The 19,405-nt window shown below is 64.0% G+C and carries 19 protein-coding genes; 14 read left to right on the forward strand and 5 right to left on the reverse strand.

All coding sequences use genetic code 11. The features are described 5' to 3' along the window. The first annotated feature begins 64 nt into the window (after positions 1-64). The 8 genes from secY to KUF59_RS18915 all read left to right on the forward strand — a co-directional run bounded on the left by secY (position 65) and on the right by KUF59_RS18915 (position 7,258). Positions 65-1,396, forward strand: a complete 1,332-nt coding sequence (gene secY / locus KUF59_RS18880) for a preprotein translocase subunit SecY (RefSeq protein ID WP_212456567.1) — start codon at positions 65-67, stop codon at positions 1,394-1,396. Continuing rightward, positions 1,393-2,616, forward strand: coding sequence for a preprotein translocase subunit SecY (locus KUF59_RS18885; protein ID WP_212456566.1), 1,224 nt, complete (start codon positions 1,393-1,395; stop codon positions 2,614-2,616). Before secY ends, KUF59_RS18885 begins: the two co-directional genes overlap by 4 nt. Beyond that, positions 2,613-3,497: an adenylate kinase gene (locus KUF59_RS18890; RefSeq protein ID WP_212456565.1), complete on the forward strand. Its 885-nt coding sequence runs from the start codon at positions 2,613-2,615 to the stop codon at positions 3,495-3,497. Before KUF59_RS18885 ends, KUF59_RS18890 begins: the two co-directional genes overlap by 4 nt. A 185-nt stretch (positions 3,498-3,682) precedes the next feature. Next, on the forward strand, positions 3,683-4,051 hold the full coding sequence (gene rpsM, locus KUF59_RS18895; protein WP_212456564.1) for a 30S ribosomal protein S13: 369 nt from the start codon (positions 3,683-3,685) through the stop codon (positions 4,049-4,051). Between the two features lie 123 nt (positions 4,052-4,174). Beyond that, on the forward strand, positions 4,175-4,564 hold the full coding sequence (gene rpsK / locus KUF59_RS18900; protein ID WP_007603045.1) for a 30S ribosomal protein S11: 390 nt from the start codon (positions 4,175-4,177) through the stop codon (positions 4,562-4,564). A 111-nt stretch (positions 4,565-4,675) separates the two neighbouring features. Next, entirely contained in the window at positions 4,676-5,707 is a 1,032-nt protein-coding gene (locus KUF59_RS18905; protein WP_212456563.1) for a DNA-directed RNA polymerase subunit alpha, read from the forward strand. 165 nt (positions 5,708-5,872) lie between these two features. After that, positions 5,873-6,289 (forward strand): 50S ribosomal protein L17, encoded by a 417-nt coding sequence (gene rplQ / locus KUF59_RS18910; protein ID WP_212403728.1) that lies wholly within the window; start codon positions 5,873-5,875, stop codon positions 6,287-6,289. A gap of 180 nt (positions 6,290-6,469) precedes the next feature. Then, the gene (locus KUF59_RS18915; protein WP_212460209.1) at positions 6,470-7,258 is read left to right on the forward strand and encodes an SDR family NAD(P)-dependent oxidoreductase; all 789 of its coding nucleotides are present in this window, start codon (positions 6,470-6,472) and stop codon (positions 7,256-7,258) included. An 11-nt stretch (positions 7,259-7,269) separates the two neighbouring features. On the opposite strand, the gene KUF59_RS18920 is transcribed toward KUF59_RS18915, so the two are convergent. After that, positions 7,270-8,247 carry a Bug family tripartite tricarboxylate transporter substrate binding protein gene (locus KUF59_RS18920; RefSeq protein WP_258769847.1) on the reverse strand — a complete coding sequence of 326 codons (978 nt, stop codon included), beginning with the start codon at positions 8,245-8,247 and terminating at the stop codon, positions 7,270-7,272. A 27-nt stretch (positions 8,248-8,274) separates the two neighbouring features. Further along, complete coding sequence (locus KUF59_RS18925) at positions 8,275-9,768, reverse strand: amidase (RefSeq protein WP_258769848.1); 1,494 nt, start codon at positions 9,766-9,768, stop codon at positions 8,275-8,277. A 175-nt stretch (positions 9,769-9,943) separates the two neighbouring features. Between KUF59_RS18925 and KUF59_RS18930 the strand changes: the two genes are divergently transcribed. Next, positions 9,944-10,453, forward strand: a complete 510-nt coding sequence (locus tag KUF59_RS18930) for a hypothetical protein (protein ID WP_258769849.1) — start codon at positions 9,944-9,946, stop codon at positions 10,451-10,453. Between the two features lie 173 nt (positions 10,454-10,626). Here the strand turns inward: KUF59_RS18930 and KUF59_RS18935 are convergent, their stop codons facing one another. After that, positions 10,627-11,640 carry a zinc-binding alcohol dehydrogenase family protein gene (locus KUF59_RS18935; protein ID WP_258769850.1) on the reverse strand — a complete coding sequence of 338 codons (1,014 nt, stop codon included), beginning with the start codon at positions 11,638-11,640 and terminating at the stop codon, positions 10,627-10,629. Between the two features lie 117 nt (positions 11,641-11,757). Here KUF59_RS18935 and KUF59_RS18940 point away from each other — a divergent pair, with 117 nt between their 5' ends. Next, complete coding sequence (locus KUF59_RS18940; RefSeq protein WP_212460205.1) at positions 11,758-12,144, forward strand: winged helix-turn-helix transcriptional regulator; 387 nt, start codon at positions 11,758-11,760, stop codon at positions 12,142-12,144. Positions 12,145-12,325: 181 nt separating this feature from the next. On the opposite strand, the gene KUF59_RS18945 is transcribed toward KUF59_RS18940, so the two are convergent. Next, positions 12,326-13,957, reverse strand: a complete 1,632-nt coding sequence (locus KUF59_RS18945) for an OprO/OprP family phosphate-selective porin (protein WP_258769851.1) — start codon at positions 13,955-13,957, stop codon at positions 12,326-12,328. Positions 13,958-14,264: 307 nt separating this feature from the next. Between KUF59_RS18945 and KUF59_RS18950 the strand changes: the two genes are divergently transcribed. The 4 genes from KUF59_RS18950 to KUF59_RS18965 all read left to right on the forward strand — a co-directional run bounded on the left by KUF59_RS18950 (position 14,265) and on the right by KUF59_RS18965 (position 18,729). Beyond that, a complete protein-coding gene (locus KUF59_RS18950; RefSeq protein ID WP_212460203.1) occupies positions 14,265-15,671 on the forward strand; it encodes a DegQ family serine endoprotease in 1,407 nt (468 codons plus the stop codon). Beyond that, entirely contained in the window at positions 15,668-17,005 is a 1,338-nt protein-coding gene (locus tag KUF59_RS18955) for a replication-associated recombination protein A (protein WP_212460202.1), read from the forward strand. The genes KUF59_RS18950 and KUF59_RS18955 overlap by 4 nt, the downstream gene beginning before the upstream one ends. Before the next feature lie 52 nt (positions 17,006-17,057). Beyond that, the gene (locus KUF59_RS18960) at positions 17,058-18,281 is read left to right on the forward strand and encodes an RluA family pseudouridine synthase (protein ID WP_258769853.1); all 1,224 of its coding nucleotides are present in this window, start codon (positions 17,058-17,060) and stop codon (positions 18,279-18,281) included. Between the two features lie 133 nt (positions 18,282-18,414). After that, positions 18,415-18,729, forward strand: a complete 315-nt coding sequence (locus KUF59_RS18965; RefSeq protein ID WP_249140520.1) for a hypothetical protein — start codon at positions 18,415-18,417, stop codon at positions 18,727-18,729. 174 nt (positions 18,730-18,903) lie between these two features. Here the strand turns inward: KUF59_RS18965 and KUF59_RS18970 are convergent, their stop codons facing one another. Beyond that, positions 18,904-19,350, reverse strand: coding sequence for a hypothetical protein (locus KUF59_RS18970; protein WP_212460200.1), 447 nt, complete (start codon positions 19,348-19,350; stop codon positions 18,904-18,906). Positions 19,351-19,405 lie beyond the last annotated feature (55 nt).

Consider the following 19,405-nt stretch of genomic DNA (forward strand, 5'->3'; position numbering starts at 1 on the left):
GTCCGCCGAGTGTCCAGATCGTCGCGGGCATGACGGCGCAGAAGGCGGCGGGAGAAAGCCCAATATGGTCTCAGCAGCGGAACAACTGGCAGCCAACCTCAATTTCGGCGCGCTGGCCAAGGCCGACGAACTGAAGAAGCGCATCTGGTTCACCCTGGGTGCGCTGCTCGTTTATCGGCTCGGCACCTACATCCCGCTGCCGGGCATCGACCCCAACATCTGGGAGCAGGTTTTCCGCTCCCAGGCGGGCGGCATCCTCGGCATGTTCAACATGTTCGCCGGCGGCGGCATCCACCGCATGGCGATCTTCGCGCTGAACATCATGCCGTACATCTCGGCCTCGATCATCATCCAGCTCCTGACCACGGTCTCGCCGCAGCTCGAGGCGCTGAAGAAGGAAGGCGAGGCGGGCCGCAAGACGCTGAACCAGTACACCCGCTACCTGACGGTGATTCTGGCAGCCTTCCAGTCCTACGGCATTGCCGTCGGTCTCGAAGGCGCCGGCAATGTCGTCAGCGACCCCGGCATGTTCTTCCGCCTGTCCACCGCGATCACGCTGACCGGCGGCACCATGTTCCTGATGTGGCTCGGCGAGCAGGTCACCTCGCGCGGCATCGGCAACGGTATCTCGCTGATCATCCTGTCCGGCATCGTCGCCGAGCTGCCCTCGGCGCTCGCCAACATGCTCGAGCTCGGCCGTCAGGGCGCAATGTCGACCGGCCTGATCCTGGTCGTCATCATCATGGCGGTTGCCGTGATCGCGTTCATCGTTTTCGTGGAGCGCGCGCAGCGCCGCCTGCTGATCCAGTATCCGAAGCGCCAGGTCGGCAACAAGATGTTCGAAGGCCAGTCCTCGCATCTGCCGCTCAAGCTCAACACCTCGGGTGTGATCCCGCCGATCTTCGCGTCCTCGCTGCTCTTGCTGCCGACCACGGTCGCGAACTTCAACGCGGGCAAGGGACCGGAATGGTTCCAGTGGCTCACCACCCAGCTCGGGCATGGCCGGCCGCTGTTCCTGTTCATGTATCTCGCGCTGATCGTGTTCTTTGCGTTCTTCTACACCGCGATCGTCTTCAACCCGACCGAGACCGCCGACAATCTCAAGAAGCACGGCGGCTTCATTCCGGGCATCCGCCCCGGCGAGCGCACCGCCGAGTACATCGACTACGTGCTGTCGCGTATCACCGTGGTTGGCGCGATCTACCTCGCGATCGTCTGCTTGATCCCGGAAATCCTGATTTCCTACGCCTCGGTGCCGTTCTATTTTGGCGGCACGTCGCTTCTGATCGTGGTGAGTGTCACCATGGATACGGTGGCGCAGGTTCAGGGTTATCTGCTGGCCCATCAATATGAAGGGCTGATCAGGAAGTCGAAGCTGAGGGGCCGCCGTAGATGACGAAGGAGCTTGCGCGCCGGATCGCTGTCACGATTGGCGCGCTGCTTCTTTTCAGGCTCGGCGCTCACGTCCTGCTCCCGGGGCTTCGCCCGGGTGATTGGCTGACGGGCAGCCCATTGGTGGCTGGTGCGATAACCCGCCTGTCCATCGTTGCCCTCCATCTCGTTCCCTATCTGAGCGCGGCGATCATCGTCCAACTGATCGCGATGGTGTGGGGGAGGCTGAGCTCGCTCGAGAGGTCGGGCGAGCGTGGTCGGCGCAGGATCGCCCGTTACACCCTGATCCTGACGCTGGTGATCGCGTCTTTCCAGGCCTACGGCATCGCTTCCACGCTTACGACGATCCCGAACGTCGTTCCCGTTCCCGACGATTGGTTCGTGCTGTCCGCGACCGCTTCGATGGTCGGCGGCGTGTTCTTGCTGGTCTGGCTCAGCGAGCTGATTACCCGCCACGGAATCGGCAATGGTCTTGCCCTGGTGCTGAGTGTCAGCATTCTCGTTCACGTTCCGGGCGACGTTGCAGGTATCCTCGAACTCCTGCGGAGCGGCCAAATATCCGGCAATCTTGCGCTGACCCATGCCGTCTTCTGGATCGTGCTCGTCGCCCTGGTCGTCTTCGTTGAAGGCGCGCGGCGGAACGTCCGTGTCGAATTCGCCGAGCGCAAGGTCGGCGAGCGCACCTTGCCGGCGCGATCGGCGGTTCTGCCGATCAAGATCAACAGCGCCGGCTATCTGGTGCCGACCACCGTGGCGCCCTGGTTCTTGTTTCTGCCGCTGGCCTTTCTGACCTACATCTTTGGTGCCGATGCGCTGTGGATCGCCGCCGCCTATAAGCAGCTTCAGCTTGGCTCGCTTGGCCACGTGATCATCGGATCGGTCGCGGTCTTCGTGCTCGCCTTCATCTACACCTCTTATGTCGTGGATCCCGAGCACACGGCCGAATCGCTGGCCAAGCAGGGCGGCGCAATTCCCGGTGTCGCGCCCGGCGAGGCGACAGCCGATTACCTCGATCGCGTGGTGTCATTGACGACGGTCGTCGGAGCCGTCTACCTGACGGCGCTGCAGCTGATTCCGGAGATCTTCGAGCCTTACGGGATCGGACTGCCGTATAGTATGGTGATCAATGGTGGTGCGGTGCTGATTGTGGTTTGCACTATTCTTGATCTCTTAAATCAGGTGCGCGACCTATCGCTCACCAATCCGGGGGGCGAACGCCGATGAGAATTATACTTCTGGGACCGCCGGGGTCGGGCAAGGGGACCCAGGCGCAACTGCTCGTGCAGCGCTACGGCATTGTCCAGCTTTCGACCGGTGAGATGCTTCGCGCAGCCGTTGCGGCCGGCACACCGGTCGGGCTCAAGGCCAAGGAGATCATGGCGGGCGGCGGGCTGGTGCCCGACGACGTCGTGGTCGGAATCATCTCCGACCGGATCGACCAGCCTGACGCGAAGAAGGGTTTTATCCTGGACGGCTTCCCGCGCACCGTGCCGCAGGCCGAGGCGCTGGACGAGTTGCTCCGGCACAAGCACCTCAAGCTCGATGCGGTGGTCGAGCTGCGCGTCAATGAGAGTGCGCTGCTCAGTCGCGTGGAGACCCGCGTCGCCCAGATGCGCGAGCGCGGCGAGGAAGTGAGGCTCGACGACACCCCGGAGGTGCTGACCAAGCGCCTCGCCAGCTACCGCAGCCAGACGGAACCGCTGATTCACTACTATTCCGAGCGGCGGAAGCTCTCGACCGTCGACGGCATGATGGCCATCGACGAGGTCACCCGCGCCGTCCACCGGCTTCTGCTTGCCCTGGGGGCAGTCGAGCCCAAGACGCACGCCAAGAGTGCGGCCCAGAGCGCCACCAAGGCCACTCCCGCCAAGAAGGGGGCTAAAAAGGCCTCCAAGACGACGAAAACGGCCAAAAAGTCAGCCAAAAAGGCCGCGAAGGGCGCCCAGAAGGCCGCCAAGCCCACCAAGAAGGTCGCCAAAAAGGCTGGCAAGAAGGCGGTGAAGAAGGCCGCCAAACAGGCGGCCAAGAAGACCGCCAAGAAGACCGCGAAAAAGGGTGCCAAAAAGGCCCCAAAAAAGGTCACGAAAAAGCGAGCTAAGCGCTAGCAGCGGTTGACGAAACCCCCGGGAATCCCTTAATAAGCCCCGCATCCAAGTCGGATAGTTTCAGACGATGCCGGGCCCCAGGAAGACCGGGGGTGGGCGTCGTGTTCGCGTTTGTGAACACCTGCCCGAGACAACAAGCACTTAAAGCCCGATCCTGACGAGGATCGGCAACAGGAGAGAAGGCCGTGGCCCGTATTGCCGGCGTAAATATTCCGACCAACAAGCGCGTCCTGATCGCGCTCCAGTACATTCATGGCATCGGCCCGAAGATCGCCGCCGATATCATCGAGAAGGTGAAGATCCCCGAGGATCGCCGCGTCAGCCAGTTGACCGACGCTGAAGTGCTCCAGATCCGCGAAGTCATCGACCGCGACTTCCTCGTCGAGGGCGACCTGCGTCGTGAAGTCGGCATCAACATCAAGCGTCTGATGGACCTCGGCTGCTATCGCGGCCTGCGTCATCGTCGCGGTTTGCCGGTGCGCGGCCAGCGCACCCACACCAATGCGCGCACGCGCAAGGGTCCGGCCAAGGCGATTGCCGGCAAGAAGAAGTAAGTTTTCGCAATTCAAGTATGGCGTGTGGCGATAGAGGGATCCTCGGTTCGCCACGCGCCTTTCGTTCCACAGGTGTAGCCGCTGGCATTACGGCGGCGCTTGAGATCACAGGAAAGGTCATCAATGGGCAAGGAAGCCACCCGCGTTCGCCGTCGTGAGCGCAAGAACATCGCCTCCGGCGTTGCGCACGTGAACTCGTCGTTCAACAACACGACGATCACCATCACCGACGCGCAGGGCAACACGATCGCCTGGTCGTCGGCGGGCACCATGGGTTTCAAGGGATCGCGCAAGTCGACCCCGTATGCAGCGCAGGTCGCTGCGGAGGACGTTTCCAAGAAGGCGCAAGAGCATGGCATGCGCACGCTGGAAGTCGAAGTCGCCGGTCCCGGTTCGGGCCGCGAGTCGGCGCTCCGCGCGCTGCAGGCTGCGGGCTTCACCGTCACCTCGATCCGCGACGTGACCACGATCCCGCACAATGGTTGCCGGCCGCGCAAGCGCCGCCGCGTTTGATGCGACGTTGCGGGCGCTATGGTCGCCCGCAATGACTTTTTAGAAGCCGCGGGAATGATCTGCGGCCTTTCTCCAACGCCAGTATTTGATGCCTCAAATTGACTGGCCTGTATGGGTGAAACAGTGACGATCCAGAAAAATTGGCAAGAACTGATTCGGCCGAACAAGCTCCAGGTGTCCCCCGGCAGCGACCCGGCCCGTTTTGCGACCATCGTCGCCGAGCCGCTCGAGCGCGGCTTCGGCCAGACGCTCGGCAACGCGCTGCGCCGCATCCTGCTGTCCTCGCTCCAGGGCGCGGCCGTGCAGTCGGTGCACATCGACGGCGTGCTGCACGAGTTCTCCTCGATCGCTGGCGTCCGTGAGGACGTCACCGACATCGTGCTCAACATCAAGGACATCTCGATCAAGATGCAGGGCGAAGGCCCCAAGCGCATGGTCGTGAAGAAGCAGGGCCCGGGCGTGGTCACCGCCGGCGACATCCAGACCGTCGGCGACGTCGTCGTGCTCAATCCGGACCTGCAGATCTGCACCCTCGACGAGGGCGCCGAGATCCGCATGGAGTTCACGGTCTCGACCGGCAAGGGCTACGTGCCCGCCGAGCGTAACCGTCCCGAGGACGCGCCGATCGGCCTGATCCCGGTCGACAGCCTGTACTCGCCGGTCCGCAAGGTCTCCTACAAGGTCGAGAACACCCGCGAGGGCCAGATCCTCGACTACGACAAGCTGACCATGACGATCGAGACCAACGGCGCGATCACGCCGGATGACTCGGTGGCTTACGCCGCCCGCATCCTGCAGGATCAGCTCAACGTGTTCGTCAACTTCGAAGAGCCGCGCAAGGAAGTCGCGCAGGAGATCATTCCGGATCTCGCCTTCAATCCGGCCTTCCTCAAGAAGGTGGACGAACTCGAGTTGTCGGTGCGTTCGGCCAACTGCTTGAAGAACGACAACATCGTCTACATCGGCGACCTCGTGCAGAAGAGCGAAGCGGAAATGCTCCGCACCCCGAACTTCGGCCGCAAGTCGCTGAACGAGATCAAGGAAGTGCTGGCCCAGATGGGTCTGCACCTCGGCATGGAAGTGCCGGGCTGGCCGCCGGAGAACATCGACGAGCTCGCCAAGCGCTTCGAGGATCATTACTGAGCATTTCGTCATTCCGGGGCGGCTCGCAGAGCCGAACCCGGAATCTCGAGATTCCGGATCGCCGCTTCGCGCCGTCCGGAATGACACTATGGGCGAACGCAGGCAGCCCACCTGAGCAACATGTCCGACGAACCGTCGCGGCAGTCAAAGTAAGGAATACGAAAAATGCGTCACGGCAAGGTTCATCGGAAGCTCAACCGCACCGCCGAGCACCGCAAGGCGATGTTCGCCAATATGGCGGCCGCGCTGATCAAGCACGAGCAGATCGTCACCACGCTGCCCAAGGCCAAGGAGCTGCGGCCGATCGTCGAGAAGCTCGTCACCCTCGGCAAGAAGGGCGGCCTCTCGCTCCGTCGCCAGGCGATCTCGGAGCTGCGCGACGTCGACATGGTCAAGAAGCTCTTCGACACGCTGGCGACCCGCTACAAGGACCGCCAGGGCGGCTACACCCGCATCATCAAGGCCGGCTTCCGCTACGGCGACAACGCCGCGATGGCCGTGATCGAGTTCGTCGATCGCGACGTCGATGCCAAGGGCCAGGACTCCGGTCCGTCCCAGGCGAAGGAAGCCGAGGCGGCGTAAGCCGTTTCAGTAGTACGGAATATGAAAGCGGCGCCTTCGGGCGCCGCTTTTTTGTTGTGCGGTCGTAGGGTGGGCACGCTTCGCTTTGCCCACCCTACAGGCGCTCACGCCTGGGTGAGCGGCGATTGCAGCTCGCTGTGCGGCGCCCGATATCTCCGTCAACATCAATGGAGATGACGGATGAAGATCGACCTTTCCGGAAAGACCGCGCTGATCACGGGCTCAACCGCCGGCATCGGCTACGCGATTGCCAAAGGCCTTGCAGGCTCGGGTGCTGATGTCGTGATCAATGGCCGCGGCAAGGACAAGGTCGACGCTGCCGTCCGCAAGCTGGAAGGCACCGGCGCAAAGGTCAGCGGCATTGCCGCCGATGTCTCGGCCGCGGCCGGCTGCAAGGCGCTGGTCGCTGCACTTCCCGACGTCGATATCCTCATCAACAATGCCGGCATCTTCGAGCCGAAGAACTTTGTCGACATTCCGGACGAGGACTGGAGCCGTTTCTTCGAGGTCAACGTCATGAGCGGTGTCCGGCTGTCGCGCGCCTATCTGCCGGGGATGCTGAAGCGCAATTGGGGCCGCATCGTCTTCATCTCCTCGGAATCCGGGCTCAACATCCCCGTCGAGATGATCCACTACGGCATGACCAAGACGGCGCAGCTCTCCGTCGCGCGCGGCCTTGCGCAGCTCACCCGCGGCACCGGCGTCACCGTCAATTCCGTGCTGCCGGGACCGACGATGTCCGAAGGCGTCGAGACCTTTGTGAAGGACCTCGCGAAGCAGAATGGTCAGTCGGTGGACGAGGCGGCCGCCAACTTCGTCAAGCAGCATCGCCCGTCGTCTCTCTTGCAACGCTTTGCGAGCGTGGACGAGATCGCCAACATGGTGGTCTATGTCGCGTCGAAGGAAGCTTCCGCTACCAACGGCGCGGCGCTCCGCGCCGAAGGCGGCATCGTCAACACGATCGCGTAGCGGGCTAGCCGCTACTCCTCCTTGATCCCCGCCTTCTGCGCGATGTCCTTCATCTCCGCCGTCTCCTTGGTCACCGCGCCGGCCCAGTCGTCGAAGCGTGCAAAGCCGGGCTCGAAGCCGACCTTGGTGAAGCGCTCGACCACGGAGGGGCTGTTGATGATCTCCTCCAGCGTCGCCGTCAGCTTGTCGCGAACCGCTGGCGGCAGCCCCTTGGGCGCGACCACCGCGCCCCAGGACGAGAAGTCGATGCTGCCATAGCCGAGCTCGGCGAGCGTCGGCACGTCGGGCAGGAACGGCGTGCGCTTGCCGGAGAACACCGCGAGCACCTTGACGGTGCCGGCCTCGATCTGCGGCTTCACGGCGATCACGGTGTCGACATGGTACTGGATGTGCTTGCCGATGAGATCGTTCATCGCCGGCGCGCTGCCCTTGTAGGGCAGGTGCACCATCTTGATGCCGGCGTTCGACTTGAACAGCTCACCGGCGAAATGCGACACCGTCGCGACGCCGAAGGATGCCAGCGACAGCTTGTCGGGATTGGCCTTTGCTTCAGTGACCAGTGCAGGCACGTCCTTGATCGGGTTGTCCTTGGTGGTGACCAGCGCCAGCGTGATCTTGCCGACCTGTCCGAGCGGCTCAAAATCTTTGGCCGCGTCGTAGGGCACGCTCTCCTTCACGGCCGCCGGCAGCGTGAAGCTCGAGTTCGAGCTGAAGAACAGCGTGTACCCGTCGGGCGCCGCGCGCGCGACCTCCTTGGCTGCGATCGTGGTGCCGCCACCGGGACGGTTCATGATGATGACGGGCTTGCCGAGCCGGGTTTCCAGCTCGCTGCCGATGATGCGGGCCACCACGTCGGAGGCGCCGCCCGGCGGGAACGGGCAGATCAGTTGCAGGGACTTTTCCGGATAGGTCGCTTGGGCGGACGCAAGCGAGTGGGTGCCGATCGAGCCGATCAATGCGAGCGCCACCGTGAGAGCCGTTGTTTTCATCGCGTCGTTCTTCCGTGGTTGAACGTTTCAATCGAAAGCCAAGAATCCCGGCTTGCCCGCAATCGGCGGCTGGCGGCCGAGCCAGGCGATGTCGGGAAGCGGGCGGGCGGTGTCCGGATTGGCCGCAAGCACCGCCTCGATCTCGCGCGCCACCGCGAGCGTGGCGAGATCGCCGCCGCGCGGGCCGATCACCTGGATGCCAAACGGCAGGCCGGCGCCGTCGCGGCCGGCCGGGATCGCGACCGTGGGGTGCCCCACATTGGTGACGGCATAGGCCATCGCGAGCCAGTGGAAATAGCTCTTGGTCGGCTGGCCGTCGATCTCGGCCGGATAGAGTTCTGACCACGGCCGCGGACTGATGGTGATCGCGGGTGCGATGATGAAGTCGTGGCTGGCGTAGAACGTCTGCCAGCGCCGGTAGAGCTCGGTCTGCATCGAGAGTGCACGCGCGACGTCGGCGGCGGAATAGCCGAGCCCCTCGGCGACGTTGTCGCGAATGTTGGGCCCGACCTTGTCCGGAAATTTTTCGGCGAGCTCGCGGTGGCGGCCGAGGAAGGCGACGGCACGCAAGGTGCTGAACACCTCGTCTGCACCGGTGCAATCGGGATGGGTCCATTCGACGTTGCGAAACACCGATTCGAACGAGCCGAGCTTGCCTCTGAAGGTCGCCGCGACCGCCCGCTCGGTCGGCGCAAAGCCGAAATCACAGGTCGCCGCGATGCGCAGGCCCGAGAGATCGGCGCGCGGCGGATTGCGATAGAGCGTTGGCGCCGGCGCGCCGCCGGCATGCAGTATCGCCGACAGCGGATCGCGGCCATCGCGATCCAGCATGCAGGACAGCATGAGGCAGGCATCCGATACGGTTCTCGCCATCGGTCCGAGCTGCGAGATCTGCAACCAGGCCATGTTGCGGCTGTTGCTGGCGATCAGTCCGGGCGACGGCCTGAAGCCGACGACGCCGCAGAACGATGCAGGATTGCGCACCGAGCCGCCGGTGTCGGATCCGGTCGCGAGCGGCACCATGCCGGTTGCGAGCGCAACGGCCGATCCGCCGGAGGAGCCGGCCGCGGATCGATCAGGATCGAAGGGATTGCCGGTCGCGCCATACACGGCGTTGCGCGTATTGCCGCCGGCGCCCCATTCCGGCACGTTCGTCTTGCCGATGACGATCGCACCTTCGCGCTTGAGCATCGCGACGATGGCCTCGTCCTGCTTCGCGACGTTGCCTGCGAACAGCACGCTGCCAAAACTGGTCGGCAACCCCTTTGCGTCGATCAGGTCCTTGACGCCGAGCGGCAGGCCGTGCACGGCGCCAAGCGTGTCGCCGCGCATCACGGCGGCCTCGTGTTCGCGCGCGGTGTTGCGCGCCGTCTCGAAGGAGCGCGCCACCATCGCATTGACGGCCGGATCGATCGCCTCGATGCGGCGGATGCAACTGTCCGTCAGTTCGACGGGCGAGAGCTTGCGTTGGCCGATCAGTGCGCGTGCCGCGACCGCGGACAGGTCGCATGGTTCGGTCATGATATGTCTGCTTGTTCCGGACCCGGCGGGCCCTGCCGGCCCTCATGTCCGGGGCCACGGACTCATGATGCCGCAATCGGCCGCGCGTGCCAAGCGTCAGCCCTCCAGCCATCTGGTGGGGGACTTTCAAGCCTTACCACAGGTTGCTATGTTGCCCTGCTACCTCGAGGGGAGAATGATGCTTAAGCCGCGATACCGGATCCTGTGTTTCTTTGTGACGTTATCGGTTTTGTTGCCTGCTTCGCTTGTGCGCGCCGATCAGCCGTTTCAACGTCTCCTGCCGTTCCTGATTGATCTGGCGGGATGGCAGGGCGAGAAGCCGGAGGGCATGTCGATGCAAATGTCCGACACCAGCATGACGACGGCAACCCGTGACTATGAACGCGGCGAGGCGAGGGCTCATGCGTCCATCGTCATCGGCCCAGCCGCCGCGGGCGCGCTGGCGCCGATTCAGAGCGGGATGAATATGCAGACATCGGAAGGGCGCATGGTGACATCCACCGTGCGCGGCATGAATGTCTTGAAAGCCTACAACAGCAAGGACAAGTCCGGCACGCTGGTCGTAGCGCTCGACAAGAACGCGATGTTCAGCCTCGCCTATGAAGGCGTGGCCGAGGAAGAGGCCTTGGCGCTCGCGGACAAGTTCGACTGGAAAGCGATGCAGGCGGCAACTCAGGCGAAGTAAGAACGTAGGGTGGGTTAGCCCCGCGGCTGCGCGAAGCGCAGTCCGCGAGGCGTAACCCACCACATCTGTTTCCGCGGATAGAAAAGAGGTGGGGTACGCCGAGCGGTTTGCGCTTCGCGCAATCCGCGGGGCTAACCCACCCTACGAAGCTACGAAGCATCGCTGGCGCTACGCTACCAGCCCTCCAGCACGATCTTGCCGCGGGACTTGCCGCTCTCGAGCAGCGCATGCGCGCGCTTGAGATTGGCAGCACTGATGGTGCCAAAGGTCTGGTCGAGCGTGGTGCGCAGCACGCCCTTGTCGATGAGGTCGGCGACGTCGTCGAGCAGATCATGTTGCGCGATCATGTCAGGCGTCCCAAACGAGGAGCGCGTGAACATCGATTCCCAGTGCACCGAGATCGCCTTGCCCTTGAACGCGCTGACGGTGAATTCAGGGGGATCGTCGATCAGGCCGAACTTGCCTTGCGGCGCCATGAATTCCGCGATCGCCTTGTAGTGCTGGTCGGTGAAGGTGAGGCTGGCGACCAACGCGACCGGTGGAAGCTTCAACTTCTCGATCTGCTCCTTCAACGGCTTGCCGTGGTCGATCACCGCATGCGCGCCGAGATCGAGGCACCATTTTTGCGACTCCGGCCGGGTCGCGGTCGCGAGCACCGTGAGGCCGGTGAGGCGGCGCGCGAGCTGAATCAGAATCGAGCCGACGCCGCCGGCGCCGCCGGTGATCAGCAGCGTGCGCGGATCGTTGCTCTTGCCGGGGACAGCGCCGAGGCGGTCGAACAGCAATTCCCAGGCGGTGATGGAGGTGAGGGGGAGGGCTGCGGCCTGCGCGAACGACAGCGTCGTCGGCTTGCGGCCGACGATGCGTTCGTCGACGAGGTGGAATTCCGAGTTGGTGCCCTGGCGCAGGATCGAGCCCGCGTAAAACACCTCGTCGCCCGGCTTGAACAGCGTGACGTCGGGTCCGACCGCGTCGACCACGCCGGCGGCGTCAAACCCCAGAATCTTGAATTCGCCCTCGGACGGGGCGGCGCGCTTGCGCACCTTGTAGTCCACGGGATTGGCCGAGATCGCCTTCACGGCGACGCGGATGTCGCGTCCCTTCGCCTCCGGCTTTGCGGTCTCGAAATCGATCAGCGAATCCGCGTCCTCGATCGGGAGCGATTTTTTGTAGCCGACGGCTTTCATGCTTGTTCTCCATCACCTCTGTGATCGTCGCTTCTAACTGTCGGGGTAGCGCCCATTTTGCAAGTACTGTAAAATCGGGGATATAGTCCCCGTTCGGATACTATTGGAAAATCCCGCATGAAACGACGAAACTTTGCCCGTCGCCCCGGCTGCGCGGTGGAAGCGACGCTCGACCTGATCGACGGCAAGTGGAAAGGCGTGATCCTCTACCATTTGCAGGGCGGTACGAGGCGCTTTGGCGAGCTGCGCCGCCTGATGCCCGGCATCACCCAGCGCATGCTGACCAAACAGCTCCGCGCGCTGGAGGAGGACCGGCTGATCATCCGCAAGGTCTATGCCGAGGTGCCGCCGCGGGTGGATTATTGCCTGTCCGAGGTCGGCGAGAGCCTGCGGCCCGTGATCGACATTTTGAAGGCCTGGGGCGAGAGCCACCACCAGCAGCTCTCCTGCGCGCCCGCGCCGGAAGAGCCCGTGAGCGTCAAGAAGCCGAAGCGCGCGGCTTGAACCACATACTCAGTGTCATCCCCGCCTAGTGCGCAATTGCGCACGGGGGGCGGGGATCCATAACCACAAGGAGGAGTTGTAGCGCGAACTGCCAACTCCGAGTCTTCGCAAAATTCAATCCTGTGGTTATGGGTCCCGGGCTCGCGCTTTCGCGCGCCCCGGGACGACGAGGGCAAGATCCTCACCACGCGACCTGCGTGCGCATTGCAAAGGCATCGAACTTCGAGCCGACATTCGCGACCGAGACCGGGCTTGCCTGCCGCGAGACCTCGCCGTGCAGATAGTCGAACATGAAGCGGACGTTGCCGTTGATGTACCAGTTCAGCGCCGCCGTATAGACGGTCTGGCGTCCACCGGCGATCCCCGTTGCGGTACCCAACTGATCGTTGAGATTGATCTGCGAGACCCGTCCGGCGATTTCCCAGGCGCCCCAGCCACCGCCGGAAACCGAGAACGGATGCGCCGGCTTGATGCCGCCATAGGCCGCGGTCGCGGGGTTGTAGGCGCGGTTTTCGCCGGTCAGCGCGTAGGCGATTTCGGCGTAACCGCCCTGGAATTTCAAGCTCGGTGCGCCGATCGGTGGTAAGCCGGTCGCCGCTCCGCGATCGACATTATACCAGTAGTATTCGCCCTGCGCGAACAGGGGTCCATAGGTGCCGGCCGCCTCTACGCTGTAGATCTGCGCACCCGAAACGTTGGCGATCGCGCCCGTCGATATCAGCGTCGTCGGGTCGATGCGCAACTCCGGACGATCGCTAAACGTCAGCGTCTGCGCGCCCGTCACCAGATTATGCGGCGTCCTGAGCAGCCATTGCGCGTTGCCGCCGAGATGCAACGAATAGTCCTTGCCGCTGATGAGCTGGCCCGCAGCACGGGCGGCCGCACCAAGTTGCTCGGTCATGCCGTTGGGGCTGATGCTGGAGGCCGAGTGGATGGCGCCGGTCGTCGGTCCCGTCACATAGGCGCCGATCCAGAAGCTGTCAGTGTACCAGCGTGTACCGAAGGTCGAGCGGAAGTCGCCCGCGGCCATGTTGACGGCAATCACGTTGGCGGACGAGCGCTCCATGAACGGAATGTCGTTCGAGCTCATCGCCTCGTCGATCGTGATGGGCAGGTCCATGATGCCGCCTTCGATCGCCATCTTGCCGCCGAACGGCTTGAAGCCGGTGTAGCTGAGATAGGCGTTCTCGACGCCCGAGACCGCGCCGCCGGGCAGGAAGCCGACCGGGGTGGCGCCGGCCGCGGCCGTGCCGCCAAAGCCGTCCGAGGTGCCGCCGAAATCGTAGATCAGGCCAAAATTCCAGTCAGAGAGGAATTTGCCGGTGATGCCGATCCGGGCGCGGCGCAGATTGGTGCCGTCGTCGAGCCGCTGCGGCACGGTTGCCGGCGTGTTGGGATGGTAGTCGTAGCCGCCGCCGTCGAAATGGATGCGGCCGGTGATGGCGACGCAGTTCTGTTCGTCCGCGGTGCAGATGGTCGGGCGGTTGTTCGGCATGGTGACCACCACGCCGGAGGGTGGTGCCACCGGGCCCTTGACGGGAATGGCGGCGTTGGCATTGGCAACCGCCACGCGCGCCTCCGCCTTTGCTTCAGCCCTCGCTTCGGCCTTGGCTTCCACTTTCGCTTTCGCAGTAGCCGCAGTGTTGGCGGCGGTCTGCTTCTGGAGATTGTCGAGCTTCTGCTCGAGCAGCTTCAGTTGCTGCTTGAGCAGCGCGATTTCCTCGCTGCTGTTGGCGGACTCTGCATGGACCTGAGTCGCAATCAACGCGCCGGCCAACCCCAGCGCCGCGGTTGTGAAGAGTTTCCTGGTCACGTTACTGCTCCCCTTTTGATCGATTGTCCCACCCGAAAAGTTCGTAGGTCTGATCGGTGACTGCCCGGCGACGATACGCCCCAAGGTCGCGGTTCCCGCTGATGCAAATTCGCCGCGACCGAATCCGGTCGCCTGAGCATGCAAGATGATGACCGTCATGCCAATCCGGACCAGCGCGCCGGATGGGGTGGTATCAGCGCATGGCTCGCATCTTTCGGCGCGGGGAGGGGCCAAATATGCGGGGAAACTGCCCTTCAATTGGGGGGCGAACGCGCCTATATTCCGGCGTCTTTTCCGAGAGGTAGGAATGTTTCGACCCATACGCGCCGCCGTTTTCACCGCAACATGCATTGCCCTTCTGGGGAGCCTCGATCCTGCGCTGGCGCAGGACCGCCGGGTCCCGTCATCGCCCGCCGAGATCAAGCTGTCCTACGCGCCGATCGTGCAGCGGGTGCAGCCGGCGGTGGTCAACGTCTATGCGGCCAAGGTAGTGCAGAACCGCAATCCGCTGCTGGACGATCCGATCTTCCGCCGCTTCTTCGGCGTGCCGGGCCAGCAGCCTGAGCAGATGCAGCGCTCGCTCGGCTCGGGCGTCATCGTCGATGCCTCGGGCCTCGTCGTCACCAACGTCCACGTCATCGAGGGCGCCGACCAGGTCAAGGTATCGCTCTCGGACAAGCGGGAGTTCGAGGCCGAGATCCTGCTGAAGGATTCCCGCACCGATCTCGCGGTGCTGCGCCTGAAGGACACCAAGGAGAAATTCCCCACCCTCGACTTCACCAACTCGGATGAGCTGATGGTCGGCGACGTCGTGCTCGCGATCGGCAATCCCTTCGGCGTCGGCCAGACCGTGACCCACGGCATCATCTCGGCGCTCGCGCGCACGCAGGTCGGCATCACCGATTACCAGTTCTTCATCCAGACCGATGCCGCGATCAATCCCGGTAATTCCGGTGGTGCGCTGGTCGACATGAACGGCAAGCTTGCCGGCATCAACACCGCGATCTATTCGCGTTCCGGTGGCTCGCAGGGCATCGGCTTCGCAATCCCTGCCAATATGGTGCGTGTCGTCGTTACGACCGCCAAGGGCGGCGGCAAGGCGGTGAAGCGGCCGTGGCTCGGCGCACGGCTCCAGACGGTGACGCCCGACATCGCCGAAAGCCTCGGGTTGCGCTCGCCGACCGGCGCGCTGGTCGCAAGCGTCGTGCCGAACGGGCCCGCGGCGAAGGCCGGTCTGAAATCCTCCGATCTGATCACAGCGATCGACGGCCAGACGATCGACGATCTCAACGCCTTCGACTATCGGCTCGCCACGCGCCCGCTCGGCGGGACCGCGCAGCTCGACGTGCAGCGCGCGGGCAAGCCGGTCAAGCTCACGGTGCAGCTCGAGGCCGCTCCTGACACCGGCCGCAATGAGATCGTGATCACCGCGCGCTCGCCGTTCCAGGGCGCAAAGATATCGACGATCACACCGGCGGTCGCCGACGAATTGCATCTCGATGCCGATACCGAAGGCGTCGTGATCACCGAGATCGGCGACAGCACCACGGCCGCCGGCGTCGGCTTCCAGAAGGGCGACATCATCCTCGCGGTCAATAACCAGAAGATCGCCAGGACTGGCGATCTGGAGAAGGCGGCTAAGGACCAGCCGCGGCTGTGGCGCATCACCGTGGTGCGGGGCGGCCAGCAGATCAACGTCACGCTGGGCGGATGAGTCCGAAGCGACCGCACCAGACGCCAAGCCTGTTCGCCGCCGCGGGGCTCGAGCAAGAGGCCCCGCATCCGCTGCCGGACAGGTTGCGTCCGCGCACGCTGTCGGAGGTCGTCGGTCAGGACCACATCCTCGGTCCCGACGGCGCGCTGACGCGCATGCTGGAGACGCGCACGCTCGGTTCGCTGGTGTTTTGGGGCCCGCCGGGCACGGGCAAGACCACGGTGGCACGGCTCCTGGCCGATGCCACCGATCTGCATTTCGAGCAGATTTCCGCGGTGTTCTCCGGCGTTGCCGATCTGAAGAAGGCGTTTGACGCCGCGCGTGCCCGTCGCGAGATGGGGCAGGGCACGCTCCTGTTCGTCGACGAGGTGCACCGATTCAACCGTGCGCAGCAGGATTCCTTCCTGCCTGTCATGGAAGACGGCACGGTGGTCATGGTCGGTGCCACCACCGAAAATCCGTCCTTCGAGCTCAACGCGGCGTTGTTGTCGCGGGCGCGCGTGCTGGTGTTTCACTCGCTCGATGCCGCCGCGATCGAAAAGCTGTTTTCGCATGCCGAGGAGATCGAGGGCAGAAAACTGCCGCTCGATGCCGAAGCGCGCGCCGTGCTGGTGCGCATGGCCGATGGCGACGGCCGGGCGTCGCTAACGCTCGCCGAAGAGGTCTGGCGCGCCGCGCGCAAGGGCGAGATTTTCAACGCCGCACAGTTGCAGGACATCCTTCAGCGCCGCGCGCCGATCTACGACAAATCGGCCGACGGCCATTACAATCTGATCTCGGCTTTGCATAAGTCGGTGCGCGGCTCCGATCCCGATGCTGCACTCTATTATCTCGCGCGCATGCTGGACGCCGGCGAGGACCCGTTGTTCCTGGCGCGCCGTGTCGTGCGCATGGCGGTCGAGGACATCGGGCTCGCCGATCCGCAGGCGCTCGTCATCGCCAACGCCGCCAAGGACGCCTTCGATTTCCTCGGCCACCCCGAAGGCGAGCTCGCCATCGCGCAGGCCGTGGTCTATCTCGCCACCGCGCCGAAATCGAACGCGGTCTACACCGCCTTCGGTGCGGCCATGCAGACCGCAAAGCAGGCCGGCTCGCTGCTGCCGCCAAAACACATCCTCAACGCGCCGACCGGCCTGATGAAGTCCGAAGGCTATGGCGCAGCCTACGAATACGACCACGACGCCCCCGACGCCTTCTCCGGCCAGGACTATTTTCCGGAAGCCCTGGGCCGGAAGACCTTCTATGACCCGCCCGAGCGCGGGTTCGAACGCGAGATCCGGAAGCGGCTGGACTACTGGGCCAAGCTGCGGAAGGAGCGGGGCGGTTCGCGCTGAAAACGGCCATTTCGCCGTGACGCGCGGCCACTTTTAGGCTAGGCAGGCGATCATGAGCCGCCGCATCAAGAGAACCAACCAGGAGCCCCGCTCGCGCGACGAACGCCGCGAGGCGCGTCCGTTCAGGGCGAAGAGCCCGCACAAGGCGGGTCCGCGTCCGGGTGGCAAGTCAGTTTCGAAGCCAGGTTCAAAGCCCGGTGCGAAGCCGCAGCGCTTTGCCGGCGAGCGGGCCGAGCGGCGGGCGCCAGTGGAAGCGCCGCCAAAGCCTGTCGAGGCGCTGCTGCCGACCAAGGTGCAGACCGTCACCGTCACGGCCGACGAGAACAACATGCGCGTCGACCGCTTCCTCGAAGCGCGCTTTCCCGGTCTATCGTTCTCCCACATCCAGCGCGTCGTCCGCAAAGGCGAGCTGCGCGTCGACGGCAAGCGCGTCGACAGCAAGGATCGGCTGGAGGAGGGGCAGAGCGTGCGCATTCCGCCGCTCAAGCTCGACACGCCGAAGGCCGCCGGTCCGCTGTCGGAGGCCGCGCAAAAGACGTTGGCCGCGCTCAAGGAGATGACGATCTACGAGGACGACGACGTCCTCGTCCTCAACAAGCCGGCCGGCCTTGCCGTGCAGGGCGGCTCGGGCATCACGCGTAACGTCGACCAGATGCTGGAGGTGATGCGCGACGCCAAGGGTCAGAAGCCGCGCCTCGTGCACCGCATCGACAGGGAGACGTCGGGCTGTCTCTTGATCGCCAAAACGCGCTTTGCCGCCTCGCATTTGACCGGCGCGTTCCGCTCGCGCTCGGCGCGAAAGGTCTATTGGGCACTGGTGCCGGGTCTGCCGAAGCCGAGGCAGGGCCGCATCTCCACCTTCCTCGCGAAGGAAGAGAGCGAGGACGACACCATCATGCGCATCGCCCAGCATGGCGACGAGGGCGCGATCCACGCGGTGACCTACTACGCCGTGGTCGAGACCGCCGGCAGCAAGCTGACCTGGGTGTCGCTCAAGCCGGTGACGGGCCGCACCCACCAGCTTCGCGCCCACATGGCCCATATCGGCCATCCCATCGTCGGCGATCCCAAATATTTCAACATCGAGAACTGGCAGCTTCCGGGCGGTCTTCAGAATCGGCTGCATCTCTTGGCGCGCCGCATCGTCATCCCGCATCCGCGCGGCGGCGTGATCGACGCCAGCGCGCCGCTGCCGCCGCACATGCAACAGTCGTGGAACCTGCTCGGTTTGGATGCAACGAGATTTGATCCGATCGAGAACGCGCCTGAAGAATAGTTAGAGCGTTTTCCAGCGAAGTGGACACCGGTTCGCGTCAAGAAAACGCGTCAAAACAAGAATCTAGAGTTTCCGTTCCGATTCTATCGGAACGGAAACTCTGGGTTGCGCGGGGCGCTGCGAGGAGCACAAAATGTCCTCCATGACGCGGCATACGATTTCGATCCTCCTCATGACGGTGTCGTTGCTCGTCGGCGAACGCGCCCTGGCGCAGTCGACGCTGCCCGGCACGTCGATATTCAATCCGCCACCGCCTCCACCGCCCCCGCCGCCAAAGATCGAAGTGCCGAAGATTCCGCAGCTCGATGCCAAGCCGAGGTACAACTACAAGCCCTTGCCGCGGAATTCACACGGTGATCGCTTCAACAGATGTCTTGATGCCGCCGCGGCCGCGGGAATGAGCCCGGCCGACCGCGGGACCTTCGCGCGGAGCTGCGCGAACCAGTAGGGGCATCGGAAATGGGATGATGGCATTATGCCCCCGATTTGCCCGACGCGTCAAGCGAAATTCGTAAAATCAGAAATTGTTCGCGCCGGCAGTCACCGGCTACTGTGCATGGGGTTGTTTCGATCTTTTGTTGGACGATCGTGAAAGCCTCGAGCCGAACCTCGTCTCGATGCCCTAATTCCTGAACTGTTCCAAGAACATCCGCAGACTGTCATGCGGGCTCTCGACATCTGATATCAGCCAGCCCTCCGGGCTGCTGATCAGGATGAAGTTCAACGTCACCCGGCGGCCGTTATTATCGAAGATCGCGGCGACATAGGTCTTGTCGAACTGCTTGCGCAGGACTGAGATCGCGACCGGGCCGAGCCGCCAGGTCGGGCTCTGCACCAGGAAGTCATAGGGCTCGCTTCTGGGGCTGCTCCAGGCCTTGCGCAGGCTGGCGTCGAAGAACTGCCGGGCGGTCACAGCATCCCGCGGCAGGCCTTTTGAGAGGTCGGGCGAGCCCTGGCCGTAATGGGCGTAGACGTTGCGGACCAGCGATTCCGGGGAACGGAAGCCGGCCTCGGCGGTCGTCAGCCAAAGCCCGGCGAAAACGGCCAAAATGCCCGCAATTTCCCTCATTCCCGCGGCTCGCTTTATCGGCCGCCGTTCTTACCTTAAAAGCCTACCTTCTTGC

This window comes from Bradyrhizobium arachidis, from assembly GCF_024758505.1.
In the GTDB taxonomy this organism is placed as follows: Bacteria; Pseudomonadota; Alphaproteobacteria; order Rhizobiales; family Xanthobacteraceae; genus Bradyrhizobium; species Bradyrhizobium manausense_C.